Source organism: Phytobacter sp. MRY16-398 (assembly GCF_003925915.1).
GTDB lineage: Bacteria > Pseudomonadota > Gammaproteobacteria > Enterobacterales > Enterobacteriaceae > Phytobacter > Phytobacter diazotrophicus.
On sequence record NZ_AP018756.1, the window covers coordinates 5,396,783 to 5,420,788 of the forward strand.

Annotated in this window: 26 protein-coding genes and 3 pseudogenes; 18 read left to right on the plus strand and 11 right to left on the minus strand. The window is 51.9% G+C overall.

Annotation, left to right across the window (positions count from 1 at the left end; genetic code table 11):
- Nucleotides 1-7 precede the first annotated feature (7 nt).
- The gene (dhaK, locus tag MRY16398_RS26365; protein WP_063145750.1) at nucleotides 8-1,078 is read right to left on the minus strand and encodes a dihydroxyacetone kinase subunit DhaK; all 1,071 of its coding nucleotides are present in this window, start codon (nucleotides 1,076-1,078) and stop codon (nucleotides 8-10) included.
- 595 nt (nucleotides 1,079-1,673) lie between these two features.
- Here dhaK and MRY16398_RS26370 point away from each other — a divergent pair.
- Together MRY16398_RS26370 and dhaR are read left to right on the plus strand one after the other, a co-directional pair.
- A complete protein-coding gene (locus MRY16398_RS26370) occupies nucleotides 1,674-2,771 on the plus strand; it encodes a glycerol dehydrogenase (RefSeq protein WP_063145748.1) in 1,098 nt (365 codons plus the stop codon).
- 81 nt (nucleotides 2,772-2,852) lie between these two features.
- Entirely contained in the window at nucleotides 2,853-4,766 is a 1,914-nt protein-coding gene (gene dhaR, locus MRY16398_RS26375; RefSeq protein WP_063145754.1) for a dihydroxyacetone kinase operon transcriptional regulator DhaR, read from the plus strand.
- Here dhaR and MRY16398_RS26380 read toward each other — a convergent pair.
- Genes MRY16398_RS26380 through MRY16398_RS26395 form a run of 4 tightly spaced genes read right to left on the minus strand, consistent with a single transcriptional unit; the run spans nucleotide 4,744 to nucleotide 7,263 of the window.
- On the minus strand, nucleotides 4,744-5,274 hold the full coding sequence (locus MRY16398_RS26380) for a cob(I)yrinic acid a,c-diamide adenosyltransferase (protein WP_063145747.1): 531 nt from the start codon (nucleotides 5,272-5,274) through the stop codon (nucleotides 4,744-4,746). The two genes, dhaR and MRY16398_RS26380, sit on opposite strands and share 23 nt — an antisense overlap.
- Nucleotides 5,275-5,628: a glycerol dehydratase reactivase beta/small subunit family protein gene (locus tag MRY16398_RS26385; RefSeq protein ID WP_063145746.1), complete on the minus strand. Its 354-nt coding sequence runs from the start codon at nucleotides 5,626-5,628 to the stop codon at nucleotides 5,275-5,277.
- A gap of 20 nt (nucleotides 5,629-5,648) precedes the next feature.
- The gene (gene dhaT, locus MRY16398_RS26390; protein ID WP_063145745.1) at nucleotides 5,649-6,812 is read right to left on the minus strand and encodes a 1,3-propanediol dehydrogenase; all 1,164 of its coding nucleotides are present in this window, start codon (nucleotides 6,810-6,812) and stop codon (nucleotides 5,649-5,651) included.
- Nucleotides 6,813-6,831: 19 nt separating this feature from the next.
- On the minus strand, nucleotides 6,832-7,263 hold the full coding sequence (locus tag MRY16398_RS26395; RefSeq protein ID WP_063930561.1) for a GlcG/HbpS family heme-binding protein: 432 nt from the start codon (nucleotides 7,261-7,263) through the stop codon (nucleotides 6,832-6,834).
- Between the two features lie 432 nt (nucleotides 7,264-7,695).
- Between MRY16398_RS26395 and MRY16398_RS26400 the strand changes: the two genes are divergently transcribed.
- From MRY16398_RS26400 to MRY16398_RS26420, 5 genes and pseudogenes are all read left to right on the plus strand, one after another.
- Nucleotides 7,696-9,363, plus strand: a complete 1,668-nt coding sequence (locus MRY16398_RS26400; protein WP_063145743.1) for a propanediol/glycerol family dehydratase large subunit — start codon at nucleotides 7,696-7,698, stop codon at nucleotides 9,361-9,363.
- Nucleotides 9,364-9,375: 12 nt separating this feature from the next.
- A complete protein-coding gene (locus MRY16398_RS26405; RefSeq protein ID WP_063145742.1) occupies nucleotides 9,376-9,966 on the plus strand; it encodes a propanediol/glycerol family dehydratase medium subunit in 591 nt (196 codons plus the stop codon).
- A 2-nt stretch (nucleotides 9,967-9,968) separates the two neighbouring features.
- Entirely contained in the window at nucleotides 9,969-10,394 is a 426-nt protein-coding gene (locus tag MRY16398_RS26410; RefSeq protein WP_063145741.1) for a diol dehydratase small subunit, read from the plus strand.
- Between the two features lie 12 nt (nucleotides 10,395-10,406).
- On the plus strand, nucleotides 10,407-12,230 hold the full coding sequence (locus MRY16398_RS26415) for a diol dehydratase reactivase subunit alpha (protein WP_063145740.1): 1,824 nt from the start codon (nucleotides 10,407-10,409) through the stop codon (nucleotides 12,228-12,230).
- A gap of 55 nt (nucleotides 12,231-12,285) precedes the next feature.
- A pseudogene (locus MRY16398_RS26420) lies at nucleotides 12,286-12,519 on the plus strand (aquaporin); the annotation flags it as partial.
- Here MRY16398_RS26420 and MRY16398_RS26425 read toward each other — a convergent pair.
- The 5 genes and pseudogenes from MRY16398_RS26425 to MRY16398_RS26445 form a co-directional block, all read right to left on the minus strand.
- Nucleotides 12,519-13,265: pseudogene (locus tag MRY16398_RS26425) on the minus strand (IS3 family transposase); the annotation flags it as partial. The pseudogenes MRY16398_RS26420 and MRY16398_RS26425 overlap by 1 nt on opposite strands.
- A 76-nt stretch (nucleotides 13,266-13,341) precedes the next feature.
- A complete protein-coding gene (locus tag MRY16398_RS31345; protein ID WP_125125489.1) occupies nucleotides 13,342-13,737 on the minus strand; it encodes a putative zinc ribbon protein in 396 nt (131 codons plus the stop codon).
- 66 nt (nucleotides 13,738-13,803) lie between these two features.
- Nucleotides 13,804-14,205, minus strand: a complete 402-nt coding sequence (locus MRY16398_RS26435) for a putative zinc ribbon protein (protein WP_103280759.1) — start codon at nucleotides 14,203-14,205, stop codon at nucleotides 13,804-13,806.
- A gap of 118 nt (nucleotides 14,206-14,323) precedes the next feature.
- Entirely contained in the window at nucleotides 14,324-14,530 is a 207-nt protein-coding gene (locus MRY16398_RS26440) for a helix-turn-helix transcriptional regulator (protein WP_103280760.1), read from the minus strand.
- 85 nt (nucleotides 14,531-14,615) lie between these two features.
- Nucleotides 14,616-15,200 carry a rolling circle replication-associated protein gene (locus MRY16398_RS26445; protein WP_103280761.1) on the minus strand — a complete coding sequence of 195 codons (585 nt, stop codon included), beginning with the start codon at nucleotides 15,198-15,200 and terminating at the stop codon, nucleotides 14,616-14,618.
- Between the two features lie 1,071 nt (nucleotides 15,201-16,271).
- On the opposite strand from MRY16398_RS26445, the gene MRY16398_RS26450 reads away from it, so the two are divergent.
- The 11 genes and pseudogenes from MRY16398_RS26450 to MRY16398_RS26500 all read left to right on the plus strand — a co-directional run.
- Nucleotides 16,272-17,198: a hypothetical protein gene (locus tag MRY16398_RS26450; protein ID WP_125125490.1), complete on the plus strand. Its 927-nt coding sequence runs from the start codon at nucleotides 16,272-16,274 to the stop codon at nucleotides 17,196-17,198.
- A gap of 97 nt (nucleotides 17,199-17,295) precedes the next feature.
- A complete protein-coding gene (locus MRY16398_RS26455) occupies nucleotides 17,296-18,183 on the plus strand; it encodes a GTPase family protein (RefSeq protein ID WP_103280763.1) in 888 nt (295 codons plus the stop codon).
- 397 nt (nucleotides 18,184-18,580) lie between these two features.
- Nucleotides 18,581-19,045 (plus strand): hypothetical protein, encoded by a 465-nt coding sequence (locus tag MRY16398_RS26460; RefSeq protein WP_103280765.1) that lies wholly within the window; start codon nucleotides 18,581-18,583, stop codon nucleotides 19,043-19,045.
- 20 nt (nucleotides 19,046-19,065) lie between these two features.
- A complete protein-coding gene (locus MRY16398_RS26465; protein WP_103280766.1) occupies nucleotides 19,066-19,407 on the plus strand; it encodes a hypothetical protein in 342 nt (113 codons plus the stop codon).
- Between the two features lie 82 nt (nucleotides 19,408-19,489).
- Nucleotides 19,490-20,308 carry a DUF932 domain-containing protein gene (locus MRY16398_RS26470; RefSeq protein WP_125125491.1) on the plus strand — a complete coding sequence of 273 codons (819 nt, stop codon included), beginning with the start codon at nucleotides 19,490-19,492 and terminating at the stop codon, nucleotides 20,306-20,308.
- An 87-nt stretch (nucleotides 20,309-20,395) separates the two neighbouring features.
- A complete protein-coding gene (locus MRY16398_RS26475) occupies nucleotides 20,396-20,851 on the plus strand; it encodes an antirestriction protein (protein WP_103280768.1) in 456 nt (151 codons plus the stop codon).
- A 10-nt stretch (nucleotides 20,852-20,861) separates the two neighbouring features.
- Nucleotides 20,862-21,341, plus strand: a complete 480-nt coding sequence (gene radC, locus MRY16398_RS26480; RefSeq protein ID WP_071194571.1) for a RadC family protein — start codon at nucleotides 20,862-20,864, stop codon at nucleotides 21,339-21,341.
- Nucleotides 21,342-21,384: 43 nt separating this feature from the next.
- The gene (locus MRY16398_RS26485; protein ID WP_125125492.1) at nucleotides 21,385-21,717 is read left to right on the plus strand and encodes a type IV toxin-antitoxin system YeeU family antitoxin; all 333 of its coding nucleotides are present in this window, start codon (nucleotides 21,385-21,387) and stop codon (nucleotides 21,715-21,717) included.
- Nucleotides 21,718-21,728: 11 nt separating this feature from the next.
- The gene (locus MRY16398_RS26490) at nucleotides 21,729-21,923 is read left to right on the plus strand and encodes a hypothetical protein (RefSeq protein WP_125125493.1); all 195 of its coding nucleotides are present in this window, start codon (nucleotides 21,729-21,731) and stop codon (nucleotides 21,921-21,923) included.
- Between the two features lie 45 nt (nucleotides 21,924-21,968).
- The gene (locus MRY16398_RS26495; protein WP_065945103.1) at nucleotides 21,969-22,322 is read left to right on the plus strand and encodes a TA system toxin CbtA family protein; all 354 of its coding nucleotides are present in this window, start codon (nucleotides 21,969-21,971) and stop codon (nucleotides 22,320-22,322) included.
- Nucleotides 22,323-22,341: 19 nt separating this feature from the next.
- Nucleotides 22,342-22,494: pseudogene (locus tag MRY16398_RS26500) on the plus strand (DUF4942 domain-containing protein); the annotation flags it as partial.
- A gap of 255 nt (nucleotides 22,495-22,749) precedes the next feature.
- Here the strand turns inward: MRY16398_RS26500 and MRY16398_RS26505 are convergent.
- A complete protein-coding gene (locus tag MRY16398_RS26505; protein WP_125124097.1) occupies nucleotides 22,750-23,925 on the minus strand; it encodes an IS4 family transposase in 1,176 nt (391 codons plus the stop codon).
- Nucleotides 23,926-24,006 lie beyond the last annotated feature (81 nt).

The window sequence follows — 24,006 nt, forward strand, 5'->3', positions numbered from 1 at the left end:
GTGCTCCTTATTTGCCCCAGTTCAGCGCCGGGGTGTGTACGGGGGCGTCCCACAATGCCAGCGTATCGTCGTCTACTTTCAGCAGTGTGATGGAAAACCCCGACATATCCAGTGACGTACAGTAGCTGCCGACAAGATTGCGTTCGATCGTGATCCCTGCATTCTTGCAGCGCTGTGCCAGGCGATTATAGGCACCGTACAGTTCAGACTGCGGTGTCGCGCCGAGATTATTAACCAGTGCTATTACCCGGTCACCGCTTTGCAATGCTGCTTTGGTCTGCAGAACGTCCAGCCAGATACCTCTGGCGGTATCCCACTGGCGAAGGGTACGGCTGTAAACGCCGTTCTCGAGCAGTGTATCGAACATTTCATCGACGGTTCTGTCCAGCGAGGTAAAGCGGCGGCGATCAATACCGGGCTCACCGTGAATACCGACACCAAACTCCATCTCATCATCCTGCAACTCGAAGGAGGGTTGACCCGCTGCCGGCACAGTGCAGGCGCTAATCGCAATGCCGATGGAGTGGCCGAGATTATTGAGTTTACGCCCCAGCTCCGCACATGCTTCCAGTGAGTCACCACGTTCGGCGGCCGCACCGACCAGTTTCTCGATCAGTACGGTGTTGGCAACGCCACGGCGCCCGGCCGTGTAGAGGCTGTCTTTCACCGCAACATCATCATCCACCACCACCGTCGTCACTTTTATACCGCCTTCATGCAGCAACTCGGTGGCCGTTTCGAAATTGAGGATGTCGCCGGTATAGTTTTTGATGATCAACAGCACACCTTCTCCGCCATCGATATTCATCGCGCATTCGAACATTTTATCCGGTGTCGGTGAAGTGAAAATTTCCCCGGGACATGCGCCGGACAGCATCCCATGGCCGATATAGCCGCAGTGCATCGGCTCGTGCCCGCTACCGCCGCCGGAGAGAAGCGCAACTTTTCCGTTGACCGGTGCATCAGCGCGGGTGACGTACACCGGATCCTGATGCAAGGTCAGTTCTGGATGGGCCAGTGCAAGCCCGAGTAATTGTTCATTCAGTACATCTTCGACACGGTTAATCAGTTTTTTCATTGTTTATACTCCGTCGGAGAAGGTTCGATGTCGTCACTCTGCCTGCAGGGTGTCATCGCGTAGGGATATCGCCTGAAAATCGATTCGTCTGGCGATGTCCTGATTCTGTCTGAGTTGAAGGGAAAAAAAATTCTCCGGAAATAAGTTTCATTAGGGAACGAAATATTTATTTTTTGTTCCCTAATGAAACTTATTTTGCGGGATAAAAGCAAAAATGCGACCTAGGGCTATTTTTACTCCAGATCTGGAGGGTAATGATTCGCTGTGACGAATTATTTTTTGTGCGGTCTTATTGTCGGATGACGGTAAGAAAGGGATATGGCAGCTCCTTACCCTGAAAGATTATGTGCAAGTGGAACGGATCAGGATCGCAATCCTGGTTTTTTATGAAAGCATATGTTCCATTATGAAACGTTATTTTTTTATTTCCGTTCCATTTGAGAACAAACTGAGGCGGGATTTTTTTGTCATTCATTCACCCTAAAGTGGGTTCACCGCTCTGGTTCTTTTTCCGTGCTGGCTGTAACGCGCTAGCCGGAAGGGGCAACGCCAGGGTTCATCATGTCAAACATGCACTTATTTGAGGGTGAAAGGAATGCTTAAAGTTATTCAGTCTCCAGCCAAATATCTCCAGGGTCCGGATGCATCCATTCAGTTTGGAGAGTATGCCAAAAATTTGGCAGACAGCTTTTTCGTGATTGCAGACGACTTCGTTATGAAACTTGCGGGGGAAAAAGTACTTGACGGTCTGAACAGACATAACGTCAGTTGCCATGCGGAACGTTTCAACGGCGAATGCAGCCATGCTGAAATCAATCGACTGATTACCATCCTGAAACAAAAAGGCTGCCGCGGAGTGGTTGGCCTCGGTGGCGGTAAAACACTCGATACAGCCAAAGCAATTGGTTATTACCAGAAGTTACCTGTGGTGATTATCCCGACAATTGCTTCCACCGACGCTCCAACCAGTGCTCTGTCAGTGATCTACACAGAAGCCGGTGAATTTGAGGAGTATCTGATTTACCCGAAAAATCCGGATATGGTGGTAATGGATACAGCAATTATCGCAAAAGCACCGGTACGTCTGCTGGTATCAGGAATGGGGGATGCGCTCTCTACCTGGTTTGAAGCAAAAGCCTGCTATGATGCCCGGGCCATCAGTATGGCCGGTGGTCAGTCCACTGAAGCTGCATTACGCCTAGCGCGGCTTTGTTATGATACGCTGCTGGCAGAAGGAGAGAAGGCCCGTCTGGCTGCGCAGGCTGGTGTGGTTACCGACGCGCTGGAGCGTATCATTGAAGCCAATACCTACCTCAGTGGTATCGGTTTTGAAAGCAGCGGTCTGGCTGCGGCACATGCCATTCATAACGGCTTTACGATTCTGGAAGAATGTCATCATTTATACCATGGTGAAAAGGTTGCTTTTGGCACCCTGGCGCAGCTTGTTCTGCAAAACAGTCCAATGGAAGAGATCGAAACGGTACTGGGCTTCTGCCAGAAGGTTGGCCTGCCGGTTACACTGGCTCAGCTTGGTGTAAAAGAAGGGATCGAAGGAAAGATCCAGGCAGTGGCGAAAGCGACCTGCGCCGAAGGAGAGACGATACACAATATGCCATTCGCGGTGACTCCGGACAGTGTTTGTGCCGCGATCCTGACTGCCGACCTGCTGGGGCAGCAATGGCTGGCGCGTTAATCTGCTGTTGGTAAGCCTCCTCCCCCTCTGACTGGTTCTGCCGGAGGGGGGGATTGTTAAGGTTAAATTGCGGAAATGGATATGACTGCACAGACACAGAGTTTTTCTTCAGTGATCACCCAGTCATGGCACCGCTGCAGCAGGTTTATGCAGCGGGAGATCTGGCAGGTGCCACATCAGGCGCAGGGTCTGACCTTCGAATCCATTTGCCGGCGTAAGACTGCACTGCTGACAATTGGGCAGGCGGCACTTGAAGATGCCTGGGAGTTTATGGACACCCGTCCATGTGCACTGTTCATCCTTGATGAGTCTGCCTGTATTCTCAGCCGTTGTGGCGATCCGCAGACACTGATACAACTTGAGACTCTGGGGTTTCATGATGGTAGCTACTGTGCGGAAAGTATTATCGGCAGTTGTGCGCTGTCACTGGCATCCATGCTGGGACAACCAATAAAAACCAGTGGCAAAGAACATTTTAAGCAGGCGCTGCATCCATGGTCGTTTTGTTCAACACCAGTGTTCGATAATCACGGGCGTTTATTCGGTTCAATTTCACTGTGCTGCCTGGACGGGCAGCAGGCAGGATCTGATCTGTCCCTGACTCTGTCAACCGCCCGTGAAGTGGGGAACTCGCTGTTGACCGACAGTTTGCTGGCAGAGTCGAACAGGCATCTGAATCAGATGTATGGCCTGCTGGAAAGTATGGATGATGGCGTGATGGCATGGAATGAACAGGGGGTGTTGCAGTTTCTCAATATGCAGGCGGCAACGTTGCTGCATCTGGATGCACAGGTCAGCCAGGGTAAAAATATCAATGAACTGGTTACACTCCCCGCATTGCTGCGCCGTGCTATCAAACAAGCCCGTGGGTTGAATCACGTCGAAGTTATATTCGAAAGCCAGCACCAGTTCGTCGATGCGGTGATCACCCTGAAACCTATTGTCGAGGAGCAGGGAAACAGCTTTATTTTATTGCTACATCCGGTGGAACAGATGCGGCAGCTGATGACCAGCCAGTTAGGTAAGGTCAGCCATACCTTTGAGCAAATGTCGGCAGATGATCCGGAAACTCGGCGTCTGATCCATTTCGGGCGCCAGGCTGCGCGGGGTATTTTTCCTGTTTTGCTGTGTGGTGAAGAAGGTGTGGGGAAAGAGTTACTCGCTCAGGCTATACATAATGAAAGCGAACGGGCGGAGGGGCCTTTCATTGCTGTCAATTGTCAGCTTTACGCTGACAACACGCCGGGGCAGGACTTTATGGGTAATGCACCGACCGATGATGAACATGGTCGCCTGAGTCGCCTTGAACTGGCAAATGGCGGCACATTGTTTCTGGAAAAAATTGAATACCTGGCGCCGGAATTACAATCGGCTCTGTTGCAGGTCATTAAGCAGGGTGTTCTGACCCGTCTGGATGCGCGACGTCTTATCCCGGTGGATGTTAAAGTGATTGCCACCACCACTGCCGGCCTGGCCAATCTGGTTGAACAGAACCGCTTTAGCCGTCAACTCTATTATGCCCTCCATTCTTTCGAGATAGTCATTCCTCCGTTGCGGGCGCGGCTCAACAGTATTCCTTCTCTGGTACATAATCGTCTGCGCAGTCTCGAAAAACGATTTTCCTTACGCCTTAAGGTGGATGATGATGTGCTGTCGCAACTGGCGGGTTACTCCTGGCCGGGTAATGATTTTGAACTCAACAGTATTATCGAGAATATTGCTATCAGCAGTGATAATGGCCATATTCGTCTGAGCAGCCTGCCGGAATATCTGTTCTCCGAACGTTTCGGTACCGACAGTGCATCGTCCCTGTTGCCCGCCAGTCTGACTTTCACTGCTATTGAGAAAGAGGCCATTATTCACGCCGCCCGTGTCACCAGCGGGCGGGTGCAGGAGATGTCCCGGCTCCTCAACATCGGACGCACCACATTGTGGCGCAAGATGAAGTTATACAATATCGATGCCAGCCAGTTCAGGCACCGTCGTCAGGGGTAGTTTCTTCAATCCTCGCCATTGAAAAGAGCGCATCAGAAAGTCGATTTATATAGCGCTTTAACTCGTTGCGCAGGGGAAGCGTTCTGTCCATAGTAATCAGGATTCGTTCCAGCCGGCGGGTCAGTGTTCGCGCCATGTGAAACTGGGCGGAGGCCAGATTTTTCCCCGGGATCACAAACTGCTTAAGTGGACCACTCTGGGCCATATTGCGGTCAATAAGCTGCTCCAGTACCTGAATATCGCTGTCATCAATTGTCTGTTTTAAGCGCGTTAGCCCTTTATCATCACTGGCCAGTTCCGCTCCCAGCATGAACAACGTCTTCTGTATCATATGAAGGCTTCCCCGTAGCTCGTGATGTTGGGTGGTGGCGTGACAAACACCCAGCATGGAAATCAGTTCATCGACGGTGCCGTAAGCTTCCACACGAATATTATCCTTGTCGGTGCGGCTACCGCCGAACAGGGCTGTTGTGCCCTTATCGCCGCTTCGGGTATAGATGTGATACATTTATTTTCTCTCGCTTAATGGCAGAATTTTCACCAGTTGGCCTGCGTTGGCCCCGAGTATGCGGATCTGCCCGGGGTTGTCTCCGATATGTCCGGTTACCAGTGGTCTGTCATCGGGCAACTGAGCATGTGTCAGAGCAATATCACCCGCTGCGCTGAGGCCGAGGCCTACGCGCAGCGTGGAATTTCTGGCTGCCAGCATGCTTAGCGCGCTGGCGTCTCGTCCTTCATCGCAACAGATCACCTGACAAGGGACGCCCTGTTCTTCTATCCCCCAGCAAAGCTCATCAATGGCACGGGCATCCTGCCAGTGCGGGTCATAAAAAAGATGTACTCCGGGTAGTGAAAGTGACATAGCAGCCCCCTGTGCAGCGATCAGAACGCCTGGCGGAAGATTTCTGCAACTTCTTTCTCGTTGCCTTTACGCGGATTTGAGAAAGCGTTACCGTCTTTAAGCGCCATTTCGGCCATGTATGGGAAATCAGCCTCTTTGACACCCAACTCACGCAGATGCTGGGGTATACCAATATCTGCGGAAAGGCGTGCGATGGCCCGGATTGCTTGCTCTGCAGCGTCCATGGTGGAAAGACCGGAAATGTTTTCTCCCATAAATCCGGCAATATCAGCAAACTTCTCCGGGTTGGCTATCAGATTGTAGCGTGCGACATGTGGCAGCAACACCGCGTTTGCCACACCATGCGGCATGTCATACAGACCTCCGAGCTGATGAGCCATGGCGTGAACATAACCGAGGTTAGCATTGTTAAATGCCATGCCAGCCAGCAGCGAGGCATAAGCCATATTCTCACGTGCTTTCAGGTTGGTTCCAAGTGCCACTGCCTGACGCAGGTTGCTGGCTATAAGCCGGATCGCCTGAATTGCGGCGGCGTCGGTAACCGGGTTGGCATCTTTGGAAATATAGGCTTCGACTGCATGGGTCAGTGCATCCATGCCGGTCGCGGCCGTCAGCGACGCGGGTTTACCGAGCATCAGTAGCGGGTCGTTGATGGACACTGACGGCAGATTGCGCCAACTGACGATAACGAACTTCACTTTTGTTTTTGTATTGGTCAGCACACAGTGTCGGGTCACTTCACTGGCGGTACCTGCAGTGGTGTTAACGGCGACAATGGGGGGCAACGGGTTGGTCAGGGTTTCTATACCAGCGTAGCTATAGAGATCGCCTTCATGAGTTGCAGCGATACCTATGCCCTTACCACAGTCGTGTGGACTACCTCCGCCAACAGTGACAATAAAGTCGCACTGTTCTTTGCGGAACACTTCCAGACCATCGAGGACGTTAGTGTCTTTCGGGTTTGGCTCAACTCCATCAAATACCACAACTTCAATGCCGGCTGCGCGCAAATGGCCCATGGTCTTGTCGACTGCGCCATCTTTAATAGCGCGCAGACCTTTATCGGTGACCAGAAGGGCTTTTTTCCCGCCCAACAGTTTACAACGCTCTCCGACGACGGAAATAGCATTCGGGCCAAAAAAGTTCACGTTTGGCACCAGGTAATCAAACATACGATAGCTCATAATATACCTTCTTCAATATTTACCATAATTCAGAGAAACAACGCAGAGCTGTTTCGGCTAATTGCATGTCTTGTTCTACAGTGCCGCCACTAACGCCCACGGCACCAATCACTTTCCCATCTAAAAAAACCGGAAGACCACCGCCGAAAATAACAATTCGTTGTTGGTTTGTTAGCTGTAAACCATAAAGTGACTGTCCGGGTTGTACCGCTCCGGTAATTTCATGTGTACCCTGTTTCAGGCAGCAGGCGGTATAAGCCTTATTCAGAGATATATCGCAACTGGTAACAAAGGCTTCATCCATTCGTTGCATTAACAGCGTATTTCCGCCCTGATCAACAGCGGAAAACACCACTTTTACATTGATTTCATTCGCTTTTAGTTCCACTGCTGTTGCCATTTTTTTTGCTGCAGTCAGCGTAATGGTGTTGATTTGTTGGCTCTTGTTCATGATATTCCTATGCCAGGCACACACTCAGGTGAGTATATGTGGTGCAATTAAATGTGTAGGGTTGAAATGATAAGTTATCACTGCGTCAGTGACATCGTATGGCGTTCCTTTCTCTCTATTTTCTCGTCTGCTTCCATTAAGTCAATAGAGTGGAATTTTACGATATGAACACAATTAAAACGGAAATGCTAATTTAGTGATGCGCATCACTCGTTGGGATCACATTTCTGCTCATGTGTTTATTTAATGCGTTTCAGTCTGGAACATGAATTTATTGTCTCGTACCAGACTGGAACGAAATTAATTTTATTTTTTTTATTATTGGCTCATTTAAAGTTGCGCCATTGCTGGTAACACAATCGATCCGCTGGTTAGTGTTGCCCTTACTGTGCTGCACAGCGCCCCTGTATTTACCTTTTGAGTCAATAAGCGATGAAAAGATCAAAACGATTCGAAGTGCTTGCCCGGCGTCCTGTCAATCAGGACGGGCTGATTGGCGAATGGCCTGAGGAAGGGCTGATTGCGATGGAAAGTCCGTTCGACCCGCTCTCGTCGGTGAAAGTGGAAAATGGTCTTATCGTTGAACTGGACGGCAAATGCCGCGATCAGTTTGATATGATTGACCGTTTCATTGCCGATTACGCGATTAATATCGTGGAAACAGAGCAGGCGATGCGTGTTGATGCGCTTTCTATTGCCAGAATGCTAGTTGATATCAACGTTAGCCGGGAAGAGATCATTGCCATCACTACAGCCATTACGCCCGCTAGAGCGGTCGAAGTGATGGCGCAGATGAATGTGGTGGAGATGATGATGGCATTGCAGAAAATGCGTGCCAGGCGTACTCCCTCCAACCAGTGCCATGTCACCAATCTGAAAGATAATCCGGTACAGATTGCCGCAGATGCTGCCGAAGCAGGGATCCGTGGTTTCTCTGAACAGGAAACCACGGTCGGTATCGCCCGCTATGCGCCTTTTAATGCGCTGGCACTACTGGTCGGATCACAATGTGGCCGGCCGGGTGTACTGACGCAGTGTTCCGTGGAAGAGGCGACTGAACTGGAACTGGGGATGCGAGGTTTAACCAGCTACGCTGAAACGGTCTCGGTATACGGGACTGAAGCGGTATTTACGGACGGTGATGATACACCGTGGTCGAAGGCATTTCTGGCTTCAGCCTATGCGTCGCGTGGGTTGAAAATGCGCTACACTTCTGGCACCGGCTCTGAAGCATTAATGGGGTACGCAGAGAGCAAATCTATGCTCTATCTGGAATCGCGCTGCATTTTCATCACCAAAGGTGCAGGCGTGCAGGGACTGCAAAACGGCGCGGTCAGCTGTATCGGCATGACCGGTGCTGTGCCCTCTGGCATACGTGCTGTGCTGGCTGAAAACCTGATCGCCTCGATGCTGGATCTTGAAGTTGCCTCTGCCAACGACCAGACCTTCTCTCATTCCGATATCCGTCGTACCGCGCGCACCCTGATGCAGATGTTGCCAGGCACGGACTTCATATTCTCCGGTTACAGTGCGGTTCCAAACTACGACAACATGTTCGCCGGCTCGAACTTCGATGCTGAAGATTTCGATGATTATAACATCCTGCAGCGGGACCTTATGGTTGATGGTGGACTGCGACCTGTAACGGAAGAAGAAACACTTGCTATTCGCAATAAAGCCGCTCGCGCTATTCAATCGGTGTTCCGTGAGCTGAGCTTGCCATCAATCACCGACGAAGAGGTTGAGGCTGCCACCTATGCGCACGGGAGCAAAGACATGCCACCCCGCAACGTGGTTGAGGACCTGAGCGCGGTGGAAGATATGATGAAGCGCAATATCACCGGTCTGGACATCGTCAGTGCACTGAGCCGCAGCGGCTTTGAAGATGTCGCCAGTAATATACTCAATATGCTCAGGCAACGTGTCACCGGTGACTATCTGCAAACCTCCGCCATTCTTGACCAACAGTTCAGTGTGGTCAGTGCCGTTAACGATATTAACGACTATCTGGGGCCTGGAACGGGCTATCGCATTTCCGCCGAACGCTGGGCAGAAATTAAAAATATCCCGGGTGTTATTCAGCCCGACACTATTGAATAAGGCGGTGCAACTGTGGAACAGACAACCAGGCAACGACCCAGCTTTACCCTGACGATAACTGAGGGTGAGACGGCGAAAATCGACGCCCGTGCCGATGAGGTGGTGATAGGCATTGGTCCGGCGTTTGATAAGTACCAGCATAAAACTCTGATTGATATGTCACACAAGGAGATCCTCAACGAGCTGATTGCCGGGGTGGAAGAAGAGGGACTGCATGCGCGGGTTGTCAGGATCCTGCGAACTTCTGATGTGTCTTTTATGGCCTGGGACGCGGCGAATCTCAGCGGTTCCGGGATTGGCATCGGTATCCAGTCGAAGGGGACTACAGTTATCCATCAGAGAGATTTGCTGCCCCTCAGCAACCTAGAACTATTCTCCCAGGCCCCACTGCTGACCCTGGCGACCTACCGGCAGATCGGTAAAAACGCCGCACGTTATGCCCGAAAAGAGTCACCGTCGCCGGTACCCGTGGTGAACGATCAGATGGTTCGACCGAAATTTATGGCCAAAGCTGCATTGTTTCATATCAAGGAGACAAAACATGTGGTGCAGGATGCCCCTCCTGTAACGATCCACGTAGAGGTTAAATTCGTAAGGAACTGACAATGAAAGAAAAAAACGTGACTACGCAGGATTACCCGTTATCCACCCGCTGCCCGGAGAGGATTGTCACTCCAACCGGAAAGCCGCTAACTGACATTACGCTGGAGAATGTGCTGGCCGGTAACATCGGACCGCAGGATGTCCGCATTTCGCAACAGACACTGGAATATCAGGCGCAGATTGCCGGACAGATGCAGCGACATGCAGTAGCACGCAATTTTCGTCGTGCGGCAGAACTGATTTCTGTTCCCGATGCGCGGATCCTCGAAATTTATAATGCTCTGCGGCCGTTTCGTTCGTCAGAGGCCGAGCTGCTGGCAATCGCTGATGAGCTGGAACATACCTGGCATGCCACAGTGAATGCCGGTTTTGTTCGTGAATCGGCGGAAGTATACCGGCAGCGCAACAAGCTGCGCAAAGGGAGTTAAGCGAGGGAGATTATGCCGTTAATTGCGGGGATTGATATCGGCAACGCCACTACTGAAGTGGCTCTGGCGTTCAGGGACCATCGGGCTACACGTTTTGTCGCAAGTGGTATCGTCGCCACAACAGGCATGAAAGGGACGCGGGACAATATCGCCGGGGTGATCGCCTCGTTACAACAGGCACTGGATAATACCCCATGGTCACTTGCGGACGTGGCAAAGATTTGCATCAACGAAGCGGCGCCAGTGATTGGCGATGTGGCGATGGAAACTATCACTGAAACCATCATCACTGAGTCTACAATGATCGGCCACAATCCGCAGACGCCCGGCGGGGCGGGGATAGGTGTTGGGACGACCATCGCCGTGCATCGCCTGGCGGCACTTGACGAAGCGCAGTTTGCCAGAGGTTGGATCCCGCTTATCGGCGAGGATATGGATTTTCTGGAAGCAGTCTGGCTGCTGAATGAGGCTCTGGACCTGGGTATCAATGTGGTGGCGGCTATCCTGAAAAAAGATGACGGAGTACTGATCAACAACCGGCTACGCAGGACGATGCCGGTAGTGGATGAAGTGACGCTGCTGGAGCAGGTGCCGGAAGGTGTACTGGCTGTTGTCGAGGTGGCAGTAGCCGGCCAGGTCGTGCGGGTACTGTCTAATCCCTATGGTATTGCAACCTTTTTTGCCCTGACGCCGGAAGAAACGCAGACCATTGTGCCCGTCGCCCGGGCATTGATTGGTAACCGTTCGGCTGTTGTGCTTAAAACCCCACAGGGTGATGTGCGCTCCCGGGTGATCCCTGCCGGGAAACTTTACATCAGCGGTGAGAAACGTGGCGGTGAAGCGGATGTGGCGCATGGAGCCGAAAGCATCATGCAGGCGATGAGTAGCTGTGCGCCAGTGCTGGATATTCGTGGAGAGGCAGGTACTCACGCAGGCGGCATGCTGGAACGTGTGCGCAAGGTCATGGCCTCACTGAGCGGACATGAGATGAGCGCTGTGCATATCCAGGATTTGCTGGCGGTGGATACCTTTATTCCACGCAAAGTACAGGGGGGCATTGCCGGTGAGTATTCGATGGAGAATGCGGTAGGTATCGCAGCGATGGTGAAATCAGATCGTCTGCAAATGCAGGCGATTGCCAGTGAACTGAATGTACGTCTGAAAACAGAGGTTGAAGTGGGGGGCGTGGAAGCCAACATGGCTATCGCTGGTGCGTTGACTACCCCCGGGTGTGCGGCACCACTGGCCATTCTGGATTTAGGCGCAGGCTCCACCGATGCCGCTATTATCAACGCTGACGGCAGGGTGAAATCTGTACATCTGGCTGGGGCGGGTAATATGGTCAGCCTACTGATTAAAACCGAGCTGGGGCTTGACGATCTACAGCTTGCGGAAGAGATAAAAAAATACCCATTGGCGAAAGTTGAGAGCCTGTTCAGTATTCGTCACGAGAACGGGGCGGTTGAGTTTTTTCGCGACGCACTGAGTCCCTCGGTGTTCGCCAGAGTCGTGTATATCAGGGATGGCGAACTGGTGCCAATTGATAGTCCAAACTCGCTGGAAAAAATCCGCCTTGTGCGTCGACAGGCAAAAGAAAAAGTGTTTGTCACCAATTGTCTGCGCGCGCTACGGCAGGTTTCTCCGGGTGGTTCTATCCGCGATATTACCTTTGTGGTCCTGGTGGGGGGCTCATCGCTGGACTTTGAGATCCCGCAACTGCTCACTGAGGCCCTGGCACACTATGGTGTGGTCGCCGGGCAGGGCAATATTCGGGGAACGGAAGGACCGCGTAATGCAGTAGCGACTGGCCTGGTTTTAGCCTGCGAAACTGATTAATGAGGTAGCCAGATTAACACTTTTTTATTAAACGCTATTTTTAAGGAGTCCGATTATGAGTCAGACGTCAACTATACAGGGGCAATGCATTGCCGAGTTCCTCGGTACTGGTTTGCTTATTTTCTTTGGGACGGGTTGTGTCGCGGCACTGAAAGTGGCAGGAGCCAGCTTCGGGCAATGGGAAGTCAGTATCATCTGGGGGCTGGGCGTGGCAATGGCTAGCTATCTGACGGCGGGGGTATCCGGTGCTCATCTCAATCCGGCGGTAACTATCGCGCTGTGGCTGTTTTTCCTGGCGTGAACGATATCGCTGAACCAGTGCTCATTCAGACATTCATCGCGAAATCGTCCGTTAAAGCTATCAATAAATCCGTTCTGCGTTGGCTTGCCCGGCTGGATTAAGCGTAACTCAACACCATGCTCAAAGGCCCATTGATCCAGTGCGAGGTAAGTGAACTCCGGCCCCTGGTCCGTTCTTGTCGTCGCCGGATAGCCCCGAAACAGTGCAACACTGTCCAGAATACCCGTGACCTGAACGCCTGAAAACCCGAATGCGGTGATAATTGTCAGACACGCCTTCGTGAAGTCGTCCACACAGGCCAGGCACTTGATCCTGCAACCTGTGTCCAGCGCGTCCATGACGAAATCCATCGACCAGGTCAGGTTGGGCGCTGCAGGGCAAAGCAGCGGCAGACGTTCCGCTGCCAGGTCTTTACGACGTCGTCTGCGTTTTACGTCCAGCCCGCTGAGATGATAAAGGCGGTACACGTGCTTGTGATTAACATGAAGGCCTTCACGGCGCAGTAACTGCCAGATGCGGCGATAGCCAAAACGCCCGCGCTCCAGTGCCAGTTCAGTGATGCGCCCTGATAAATGCGCATTAGCCATCGGACGCAGAGCCTCATAGCGGCAGGTCGACAGAGACAAACTTGTAAGCTTGCAGGCATGACGTTGCGACAGACTGGTCGCTTTGCACATCACTATCACGGCTTCCCGCTTCTGGTCTGTCGTCAGCAATAAACGTTGTAGCGCCATCAGCTCACTTACAGGTCAGAGTACTGCGCCAGAACGATATTCGAACTGACTCTGTTCTGACGCCTGAACCCAGTAGTTATCGTGACACGGTATAGATCCAGTCGTTACAGCGTGGGCATTTCTTACCGCCGAAGTAAGTATGTTCACACCGGGTACAACGCCAGTTTCGGGTCCGAGTGTTCAGCGGCGCCCGGCTAGCCGAATTCCGCTCTCGTCTGGCTGCAGGCCTTACCGGTGCAGCTCGCCTTGGTGGACTTATCGCGTATCGGCAGCCCTGATTGTTAAGCCTCTCTCTCCGGTTGCTTCGGGCATGGACAAATATCTCCTTCCCCGAAGCAACCTCCTGAATAATCACCTCAGTATGGCAGGAATCACACAGCAAACGCCCTCGGTAGTGGTAAGGGACTTGCTGTACGGTCACCCATTCACCGTCTTCGGTGATGGCGTGTTCAACCGGTCTAAATTGCATCATGGCACCCCTCCCTCCGCAGATAGAACCATCCCCCGGGGATAAACACTGCTCGTTGTGGTACGCATATCATTCCACCTCGTTGCTGATAACTTCGGTGCTGTGGTCGCCAGTACGGCAGGTCAGGCAGTACCGTTCGCCGTGGTAATCGCTGTCGCACTCCGAACAGTGCCAGTTGGCCTTTCGCACCAGAGGTAAGACATCCGGCACATAGCGACGCAGCATGCGCACCCGCCTGGCTTCCTTAGGCTCAGGGCGTACGTACGGGCAATGGTGACGACCGTTCTCGGTCAGGTCTTCCCATGTGTGCTCAAACCACGGGCGATTGGTGACCCATTCCGGGTGGAATACCAGGGCGCTGCCGCAGAGGTGGCAGGTGTAGCGGTCGTAAGGGTAAAGCTGTGCAGTGACCGCGCCCGTGAGGCGCTGATTACCGTCAAGCGCGATAAAAGATTTGGCATAAATCGTCATAGTATTGGTCCTTTGCCATACGACCGCGCAGGCGTAAACCATCCCGGGGAGGGCAGCAGTGCAGGTCATACGACTGGTGGCGTTAAATCAGATGGGGAATGTGATTGCGTTCGATAGATTACGGACGGGAATTTGCAATGCGTTGCTGTAACCAGGCTTCCACTTCGCTTTCAAGCCAGCGGGAGCTTCTGCCCAGCTTAATGGGTTTCGGGAACTCACCGTCCTGTATGAGCTTATAGAACCATTTGTCGGTTAAGCCGGTGAGCTGGGTGATAAACGCCATCGTTACCAGTTGGTCTTTAAGAACGCTGTAATCTGTGGTCATCGTTTTTCTCCGTTGGTGATATGGGAGAAGAAGCCAAGTTGAATGCTGCAGACTTCTTCAAACGATGTGCCCGTGGCGTATTTTTTTATTCGCTGATGAGGCTTCTGCGGTGTCTGCCATTGACTGCCGGGGCCGGGACAGCACTTACTCTGTAAATCCGCCGCTCTGTCCGCTGCGACTGCTTACCCAGGTAGCTCAGGATGTACTGCATGCCCTCCCGTCCTCTGCTGTCGGAAAAGCTAACTACGCGCTCTCCCCGAATCCTGTAATGTCCTTTAGGCTCACAGCGGTGCGCATAGCCTTCTCCATCCGTGATGTCCTCCCACAGCGACTGAATGGCTTCCCAGAAGCACCAGACCTTCCTGTGACGCTGACCGTTGAGATAAAACGCCGCATGAATGTGGTAACGGTGATCTTCACCGTATTCCAGCACCCATGCGTAACCAACCAGCCCCAATAGTGTCGTACATCGTTCCGTCAGCCAGGTTATATCGGCGACCAGTTGATTCACGTCAGCGGCGTTAAATGAGTCACTCTCCTGGCGGTAGGCAAAATCCACCCGAAGCATTAAGAGTTTCGAGTAGCAGTTGAAGAGCTGGTTCTGATGAGTGAATAATACGTTCTGCAGCAAGTTATCGGGTACGTGATTTCGGTTGGTATTGTGAAGCATGATATTATCCCGTGATTATTAGTGTTCATGGGATAACAGCCGCGTGTTATTTTTTACTGCGTGGAATGAATCAGGTTATCCGTCAGGTTCATGCTTAACGCCGTCACTGGTACCATCAGCAGAGTATTATCAGCGTGAGGGGATATTGCTCATATCATCCTCAGGGTAATATCCGGGACTATTGTTCAGCATAAGTGCATTACAATCAGACTGGAGATGAGATTAATTACGCTGAGTGTATGCGACTAAACTCTGCTGATGGATATCTCGTTGATGTGGTGCCGATGGGGAGTATCAGTACGCTTCTTTATAAAATAACACTAATAACCTAAATTAATCTATTTTGAGGGTTTCAGTCAGTCTCAGGCTAAAGATTTAGCGTTGTATATTTCTGGCCATACACGTCGTCCGGGAGAACACTGTTAATCCAACTTCACCTGAGTAACATCACCGCGCATTCCCGTAAGCTGCCGTACAGGTGTTATGCTACGCATACCTTCCCGCCACTTACGATAATACTCTCTGAGAATGTCGTTCACTGTGCTTACTCCTCTACACCCAGCGTATATTATCTTCACCACTCTGATATCAGAGTGATGTGTGTCCCACCCCCGGTCACTTATATTGGCACAACGGCTACGCCGGTACCTGTAAAGGTAACGTTTTGTATAATTGCAAGACAGTATAAAAAATGAAAGTACGAACGCCGCGGATAAAGTGCCTCCATCCAAACCAGATGTTCTCACACTGAACCTGTAGCATTATAATCCTGTTATAATGAGAGATAGAATATCCTTAATAAGAATGAAACCATGAGCGCATTCGAAGTTAACTCATTGATTTAAGTTAATTATAAAGATGTGTAATTGCATGATATTCATCTGATATCTGCGTGATAACTCAATGAAAGCCACTTGGTTTATGCAGTGAATCCAGCTTGTGATTGTGGTTCTTCCTTCAGATATTGCTATGTATATTCAGTTGAATTCTTTGTGATGCTTCACATTTCTGTTTTTATACTCAACGTATACTTGTCAATAATTTTTATTCAATGTTATCAGAGGGAGCTGTATGCACAGGTATATTGAAGTGAATTCAGTCAGGGAAGGGGTCTATCTTCTCTGGCGCCTTGGTCATGCAGAAGATGCCAGACGCTTTGCTTTCAGTTCGCAAAAGAACCGTCAACAAATTCAGGATAAAATTAACGGTATCATTGATGATGAAATACAAAATAATGACGGTGACGCACATATTCTCAGAGCAGTGCTCCGGTATGCCACAAATTACCGTGAACGTAGTGTTGATGAATCTCAGTTGTCATGGCTCAGGCGGGATGCTTATGGTTGTCTGTATTTCTGGTTAGGATTAGTAAAAGAATACGTAACATTCGGGATGACGGAGAGTAATGAAGTGAACCCTCGATATTATTACCGACGGGAGGGGCATTTCTGGCTTACTGGTGAGCACATGTCGTCATCAGTCCCTGACACGCCGGAACAATGTTATCTGGCAATATTATCCATCCTGGATATGCTACCTCATCGGATTAAACGCAAAGATGCCATTATAGCGGAACTAAGGGATGAGTATTTTTACAATAAGGAACGATATAGAAAAGATTTTTCCTGGATAACTGACGCAGAGCCTGAAAACATTGCATGGATAATGGCTCAATTCGGTCTGCATCGAAAAATCCTTCGGGATTTTAAAAATATTAACCTTGTTCATGAGATGCAAAACCTTGCTGTTCCTGCACTATATTATCTCTGGGAGGAAGAGCCAGACACAAAGCAACTGTTTCTTAATACGTTGCGCAAACGCTATGCAAATATGAAGCATCGTAAGAAAGTAGCGGTTAAGTCTCCGGTTAATATTCGTATTTCTGAAAGTGCAAAAAAGACGCTGGTAAAACTGGAGAAACGCTTTAACCGAAACAGGGCTGATGTGATTGAATATCTGATAGAAAAAACCTGGCAAGAGTTGAACCAGAAAAACTAATAAATTCTCAGTTATATATCATTTTACTGAATTCCCTCCCGTTTACTTAAGTCAGGCCATCCATTCCGGATGGCCTTTTTTTCATTCAGAGGCCAGCATGAAACATCTCTCGGGCTACGCCATTATCCGCCGTCACCTGCGGCGCTATCCACGCTCACTTCGACAACATTTGCTGAAAGAACTCAATCAACTCGTCACGTATGAACCCGTGATTGGCCTTATGGGCAAAACTGGCGTAGGGAAGTCCTCACTGTGCAATGCTCTATTCCGTAGTGAAGTCTGCGCCGTGAATGCAGTGGAAGCCTGCACCCGTCAGCCGCAGCGTGTCCGGCTGCGCTTCGGCAACCATTACCTGACACTGGTTGATTTGCCTGGTGTGGGCGAGAGCATTATCCGTGACGGCGAATACCGCGAGCTGTATCAAACCCTCCTGCCACAGCTTGATATGGTGTTGTGGGTGCTCAAAGCTGATGACCGGGCTTTTTCAGTGGAAGAACAGTTTTATCAGGATGTATTTGCACCGTACAGTGGCTCACTACCGTCTGTTTTATGGGTGATTAACCAGGTCGATAAAACCGAACCAGCCGAACAGTGGAACTGGTCATCTTCTCAGCCATCGGCGCTACAGGCTGAACGGATTGCGCAGAAGCTGCAGTCGGTGGCCCGTCAGTTAGGTATCACCGAAACGGATATTCTGCCGGTTTCGGTCCGGGGACGTTATCGTCTTTCTCGTCTGGTGGAATCGATGATAACCCGCCTCCCAAAGCAGGCACGCAGCCCGTTTGTCCCCCACCTCCATAAAAGGTATCGAACGGAAATGATTGTCAGTACCGCCAGCGGTAGCTTTGGCGATGCTGTTGTAGACGTAATAAATAAGGTTATCGAACTTGCCCCTTTGCCCCATATGGCCCGCACGGTACTGCAGGCTGCCACACATTCAGTTGCCCGTGCGGCCCGCTCTGTCTGGTCGTTCTTCTTTGGCTGACGACTTTTGATAAACCCGGAGAGGTCAGCCGATAACTAAATTTGCTGCTTGATGATCGATTTTGTCGATCGAACCGATCGGGTTTATTCATTATCCGCAATCAGTTCCAGGTTATAAAATCCCTCAGGGACTGCTCTGCCAATCTATTTTCTCATTAAAAATCAATGCGATAAATCGCAGAATTCTTCGCATATTCAGGGAGGTGTCTTCCATTGTTACTTCTGTGGGTCGGACTGGTCGGGCTGATGTACTGGCTTATCGCTAAGGCCGCGCATGAAAACCCTTATCCGTCTGTCCGGCTCCCGTGCGGATATATCACATTCATCATCTATATGGTCTGCCTGCTGTTCATTATCACCACCCCGGTGAGATGGCAGGCTTCTGACAGGAATACGTCATGGAAAAAACATTTTTAATTACAACCCTTCTCGCATCGGCGCTGGTGCCTGTTGCCTCTCATGCCTTTGGTAGTACGGAGACGTGGGTCAGTGGTAATACGCAGGGTACGGCTGAGTACACCATTCTCGGTAAAGGGCAGTCACAGCTTTACCTTGCCTGCGACAGCCACGGTGATAGACCTGAAATGCTTATGTTCACTGATGAGTCCGGGCGACGGGTCAGCACCGACAATAATCAGCGCATCCTGGTGAAAATTGACCAGGAAGACACTGCTGAGGTCAGCGAAACAGCCAGTCATGTGGGTTCGGATAATTTTGCCTGGATGTGGGACAGACTGCGAACCGGCAGGCAGGTAACTGTGTCCGGCGATGGTGTGAAACCCGCCACCTTTACCCTCAAAGGTGCAACCAGTGTTTTACCGGCATATACCGAATCATCCTGTGTGGCAGAGTTCGCACGCTAACCTCAGTTAAGGAAAAACGAATGAAAAGCATATTACTCGCGGCAATTATCGGGATGGCTTCGTCTACGGCTATGGCTGCTGAGGCCCCCTTCAAAGTGAGCTCCGGCCCCAGCAATGCTGGTGCGCTGTACAGTAAAGTCTATATTACTTCCCGGTCAGATTCGGTGGTGATAAAGAAGATTGTCGTAAACCGTGGCAACTGCCAGGATGCCGAAGCCATGCCCTGGAAACCAGTCAGGCTGGGATTCGGTAATACCGTTGACCGTTTATTTGTCGGCAAAGGCTTTATGTCAGCCTGTAACATACTTGAAATTGCCATTGATACTGATAAGGGCACCTGGACGTTCAATACCAGCCAGTAATCTGGACGATAATTACCCCATCATCAACGCCCTGCTCATTCGAGCGGGCGTTTTCTTTTGTCTCACTATAAAGGAAACGTTTATGAAACTCGCCAGCCGCTTTGGTGCGGTGAACCTTGTCCGCCGTGATCGCCCGTTAACCCGTGATGAACTGGCGTACTATGTGCCAAGTGTGTTCAGTGAAGAAAAACATGCATCACGCAGTGAACGCTATACCTGCATTCCCACCATCACCCTGCTCGACAACCTGCAGCGGGAAGGCTTTCAGCCGTTCTTCGCATGCCAGACCCGTGTGCGCGATCAGAGCAAACGCGAACACACCAAACACATGCTGCGCCTGCGCCGCGAAGGCCAGATTGCCGGTAAACAGGTGCCCGAAATCATCCTGCTCAACAGTCATGATGGCTCAAGCAGCTATCAGATGCTGCCGGGACTGTTTCGTGCGGTGTGCCAGAACGGGCTGATTTGCGGTGAGTCCTTTGGCGAGGTCCGGGTGCCCCATAAGGGGGATGTTGTCGGGAAAGTCATTGAAGGGGCTTATGAAGTGCTGGGGGTGTTTGACCGGGTGGAGGAGAAGCGGGATGCGATGCAGTCACTGCTGTTGCCGCCGCCCGCGCAGCAGGTGCTGGCGAAAGCCGCCATCACCTACCGGTTCGGCGAGGAACACCAGCCGGTGACTGAAGCACAAATCCTGTCGCCACGCCGCTGGCAGGATGAGAGCCACGACCTGTGGACCACCTACCAGCGCATACAGGAAAACCTGATGAAAGGCGGGCTGTACGGAAAGAGCACGCAGGGTAAACGCATGCACACCCGGGCCGTGAAAGGTATCGACAGCGATGTGAAGCTCAACCGTGCCCTGTGGGTGATGGCGGAAAACATGCTGTCACTGTGTTCATAGCCACCGCGCTTCACTGTCCCTCATCCCTGTCATCCCGCCCTGTATCTGTCTGCCCCCCTGATTTTTAAAATATTACGGAGAAACACCATGAACCAGACCGGACATCCCCTTCCGGCGGATGACGCCTGCCGCGAATTGTCTGCACTTTACGTCTCTGTCGTCCCTGAACATGAACGCCAGGATTTCTGGCGGCGGCACTTCGGGACCGTCCCGCCGTGGCTGTCGCCGGAGCTGACTATCCTGAGCTGGTTCAGCCGCCTGTACCGGGAATACAGCGGCGGCTACTGGCATTTTTACACCCTCAGCAACGGCGGTGTGTTTATGGCGCCGGACAGCCAGGAGACGTATGACCTGTACTGTAAATCAAACGGCAACCGTGCCACGCTGGGCGCCGAAGCGGCAGGCATTGCCGCCTGTCTGATGACATACAGCCACCTGTCCTTTGTCACCGCCCGGGGTGACATGGCAGAGCATTACTACCGCCTTCGCGACTACGCACTTCGCCACCCGGAATCCCGGGATATCCTGAACCTCACTGACTGAGAAACCCGCCATGTCTGAATTATTACTGACAGCCCCGCCGGGGATGCCCCCGGCGTCCCTGCGCATCGTGAAACTCGCCTTACGCTTGCTCGACCGGCATCTCAGAACACCCGGTCAGTCGCTGACTTCCAGCCATGCCGTCCGGGACATGCTGCGTCTGCAGATGGCCGGACTGGAGCGCGAGGTCTTTATGGTGCTTTACCTCGACAACCAGCACCGCCTGCTGGAAAGCGATACGGTCTTTTTCGGCACGATTAGCCAGACGGAGGTTCACGCCCGTGAAATTGTCAAAGGGGCACTGCGTCACAATGCCGCTGCTGTCATCCTGGCCCATAACCATCCTTCCGGCTGTACCGACCCGAGCCATGCCGACAGAACCATCACGCAACGACTGATACAGGCCCTCGGGCTGGTTGATGTCCGTGTGCTGGACCACCTCATCGCCGGTCGCGGCGACATTCTGTCCTTTGCAGAGCAGGGCCTGATTTGAAGGCCCTGACCATAAACGTTATCCATTTCCGGAGTAATAACTCATGACATTATACACATCCCCGCCATGGGGACTGCGCCACGATATCACCCCCTGCTTTGGTGCCCGCCTGGTCCAGGAGGGAAACCGCCTGCATTACCTGGGGGACAGGGCCGGGCTCTACGGAACGTTCTCCGCCATGCAGTTACGTGCGCTGGACCGCAGCTTTCCGGTATTTATCCGACGGATGGAATCCGCGCTGCGTTCCGGTGAACTGGACCCGCATAAGGCACACACCCTCAGACGGGAAAAGGAAGGTCTGATTTGCGAGGCCGACACGCGGGGAAGCTGTGGTTATGTTTACGTTTCTGTTTATCCGGCTCCACAGCCAGCATAAAGGAGGCAGACATGCTTGTCCCCATTGAACACCTGTATGGCTTATGGCGGGAACTGGAGAACATCGCCGTCACTGAGGAAGACGGCTCCCTGGTTATCCGTGACGCATTTATTCACTTCCCTGCCGGTACGCCGGTCCTGGATATCTGGGTCTGGTTCGAAGACAACAACAGCGCGTTCGTGGTTGCCCGGATGCTGTACGGCTGACCCGGCACACTGGCCCTTCTGACATTAATTCCACGAGGATTTCGTATGAAACACATCACTGCACCGGCCACGGTGCCGGTGTCCCCGTGCCTGTCGCCCGTACAGGCATGGCAGACCTTACTGACTTATCTGCTGAATAAACATTACGGACTCACCCTGGATGACACACCGTTCTGTGATGACCGGGTCATCCGAAAACATATTGATGCCGGTATCACACTGGTGGATGCCGTGAATTTCCTGGCTGAACGTCATGACCTGGTGCGCACGGACAGACGGGGAGTTGCCTGGCTGGAGCAGTCGCCGTTCTTAACCACGCTGGACGTTTTACGGGCAAGACTCGCGACCGGATTAAAAACGGTTTACACAAAACCCGGTATAAAGGAGGAAAGAATATGAAGCTCATAACCCTACGTCTGAGCGTTCATCCGACTGCGAAGATGAGCTGTTCAGGATAAAGTATTTCCAGAACGTCAGCGGCCACATTATCTTTAAAAGGCCAGATCTGGTTGATAAAATGAATGAGATTCTCGCGAGGTATTATCCCTCAGCTTTGCCATCCCGTTCCTGAATGCGATCCCCTTTTTACTATCATTCAGGAATGAGGGTATAAATGAGGGCACAAAAACAACCACATTGAAAATATCATTTAAATATCAATATATTGCTTATCAACATCGATTCCGAGTCCGGCACCACTTATTCAGAGAACCCGCCCACAAGGCGGGTTTTTGCTTTTGGCGATACGGACTCTCCATCGAACTCCGTTCGATTATTCGCCGCAAGCGGCTCACCCCTACGGGCTGAGAGATCCCCAGTAATATGGTCAGTTCACCATGACCATATTACTGTACTCTTTACCTAACATTTTCAGTGCATTAGCGATATTCAGCCGCCTTAGTATTCCGGGCTCATGCCGCAGAACCTCAACCGCCAGCCTCACATAAGACAGGATCCTTTTGTCTTTTATACTGTTTGCCTGATAGCGCAGGTGGCGCTGCTTTTTCTCCGCCAGATACCCTGCCAGCCACATCACCAGACTCGCCATGGCCGCCACGACGCTCAGTACCGCCAGACGTCCATTGCCCTGGCTGCGGCTCAGCCTCAGTCCGAACCCGAAGCGCGGGCTTTTTTCATCCCGGAAGTTCTGCTCTATCTGCATCCGGCGACTGTACAGCGTCATTATCTGTGCTGGCTCCATACCTGCCACATTGCTGAACAGCAGCCACGGCTCCTGTGCGCTGCGACGATGCTCTCTCTGCGTTTTTGGCATTCCCCCTTTGCCGTGACGGCCTGCTCCCGGGCGTTTCTGCAGATAAAAGTGACCGTAACAGGGCGTGCGGGGTTTCCGGGCCAGGACGCCATAACCCACTCTTACCGGGTATTCGCCGGCATGAAGGTCGCTGATTTTCATCCAGCGTGTATCGCCGTCCATCCGGAAGCACACGAGCCCTCTGACCCGACCGACGAAGGACCAGCCCAGCAGACTGATGTGACGGAACCAGTCGGTGCGAAAGCCGGCATCGGTAATAATCGTGACCGCTTTTTCCGGCGGAACAGCCGCATGGAGGCGGTCGAGGAAGGCGCACTGTATCCTGCTGTTCTGGGCGAGTTCAGCCGGAACGACTTCGCTCATCAGCGGAAGTGAGCGGCCGTTACAGACCAGACTTGCGCGCAGCAGATGCCAGTTTTTATCAGGCCATCCGGTCCAGTCGACAGCAATAACGCAGAACGGCATGAGGGAGGTAATGGCACGGGTGAGCTGCATCTGGATACGGGGAAGGTCGCGGTGAAGGGCGGAGTTACCGAGGGCACGGTCGACCCGTTTGATTTTATTTTTGACGTGAGCGGAACCGGGAAGGGAGCGTCCGAGACTGGTCAGGGTGAGTTCAGCACCGTTGCAGAGCGCAACAGCCATGGAAGTGAGGACATTAATGCGGAAAGAATGAATCCCGCGTAAAGACGAGGAAAAGAATTTCTGGCACACTGTCTTTAAAGGCACGATGAGGTCTCTTCTGATTTGTTAGCGCAACCAGTAGATCACACTTCATCGTGCCTTTCACTTTTTCTGGGGATTCCTCAG

Coding starts and splice junctions, on each gene's coding strand:
- dhaK (WP_063145750.1), bottom strand. CDS start 1,078: ATGAAAAAACTGATTAACCGTGTCGAAGATGTACTGAATGAACAATTA.
- MRY16398_RS26370 (WP_063145748.1), top strand. CDS start 1,674: ATGCTTAAAGTTATTCAGTCTCCAGCCAAATATCTCCAGGGTCCGGAT.
- dhaR (WP_063145754.1), top strand. CDS start 2,853: ATGACTGCACAGACACAGAGTTTTTCTTCAGTGATCACCCAGTCATGG.
- MRY16398_RS26380 (WP_063145747.1), bottom strand. CDS start 5,274: ATGTATCACATCTATACCCGAAGCGGCGATAAGGGCACAACAGCCCTG.
- MRY16398_RS26385 (WP_063145746.1), bottom strand. CDS start 5,628: ATGTCACTTTCACTACCCGGAGTACATCTTTTTTATGACCCGCACTGG.
- dhaT (WP_063145745.1), bottom strand. CDS start 6,812: ATGAGCTATCGTATGTTTGATTACCTGGTGCCAAACGTGAACTTTTTT.
- MRY16398_RS26395 (WP_063930561.1), bottom strand. CDS start 7,263: ATGAACAAGAGCCAACAAATCAACACCATTACGCTGACTGCAGCAAAA.
- MRY16398_RS26400 (WP_063145743.1), top strand. CDS start 7,696: ATGAAAAGATCAAAACGATTCGAAGTGCTTGCCCGGCGTCCTGTCAAT.
- MRY16398_RS26410 (WP_063145741.1), top strand. CDS start 9,969: ATGAAAGAAAAAAACGTGACTACGCAGGATTACCCGTTATCCACCCGC.
- MRY16398_RS26415 (WP_063145740.1), top strand. CDS start 10,407: ATGCCGTTAATTGCGGGGATTGATATCGGCAACGCCACTACTGAAGTG.
- MRY16398_RS31345 (WP_125125489.1), bottom strand. CDS start 13,737: ATGATGCAATTTAGACCGGTTGAACACGCCATCACCGAAGACGGTGAA.
- MRY16398_RS26435 (WP_103280759.1), bottom strand. CDS start 14,205: ATGACGATTTATGCCAAATCTTTTATCGCGCTTGACGGTAATCAGCGC.
- MRY16398_RS26440 (WP_103280760.1), bottom strand. CDS start 14,530: ATGACCACAGATTACAGCGTTCTTAAAGACCAACTGGTAACGATGGCG.
- MRY16398_RS26445 (WP_103280761.1), bottom strand. CDS start 15,200: ATGCTTCACAATACCAACCGAAATCACGTACCCGATAACTTGCTGCAG.
- MRY16398_RS26450 (WP_125125490.1), top strand. CDS start 16,272: ATGCACAGGTATATTGAAGTGAATTCAGTCAGGGAAGGGGTCTATCTT.
- MRY16398_RS26455 (WP_103280763.1), top strand. CDS start 17,296: ATGAAACATCTCTCGGGCTACGCCATTATCCGCCGTCACCTGCGGCGC.
- MRY16398_RS26460 (WP_103280765.1), top strand. CDS start 18,581: ATGGAAAAAACATTTTTAATTACAACCCTTCTCGCATCGGCGCTGGTG.
- MRY16398_RS26465 (WP_103280766.1), top strand. CDS start 19,066: ATGAAAAGCATATTACTCGCGGCAATTATCGGGATGGCTTCGTCTACG.
- MRY16398_RS26470 (WP_125125491.1), top strand. CDS start 19,490: ATGAAACTCGCCAGCCGCTTTGGTGCGGTGAACCTTGTCCGCCGTGAT.
- MRY16398_RS26475 (WP_103280768.1), top strand. CDS start 20,396: ATGAACCAGACCGGACATCCCCTTCCGGCGGATGACGCCTGCCGCGAA.
- radC (WP_071194571.1), top strand. CDS start 20,862: ATGTCTGAATTATTACTGACAGCCCCGCCGGGGATGCCCCCGGCGTCC.
- MRY16398_RS26485 (WP_125125492.1), top strand. CDS start 21,385: ATGACATTATACACATCCCCGCCATGGGGACTGCGCCACGATATCACC.
- MRY16398_RS26490 (WP_125125493.1), top strand. CDS start 21,729: ATGCTTGTCCCCATTGAACACCTGTATGGCTTATGGCGGGAACTGGAG.
- MRY16398_RS26495 (WP_065945103.1), top strand. CDS start 21,969: ATGAAACACATCACTGCACCGGCCACGGTGCCGGTGTCCCCGTGCCTG.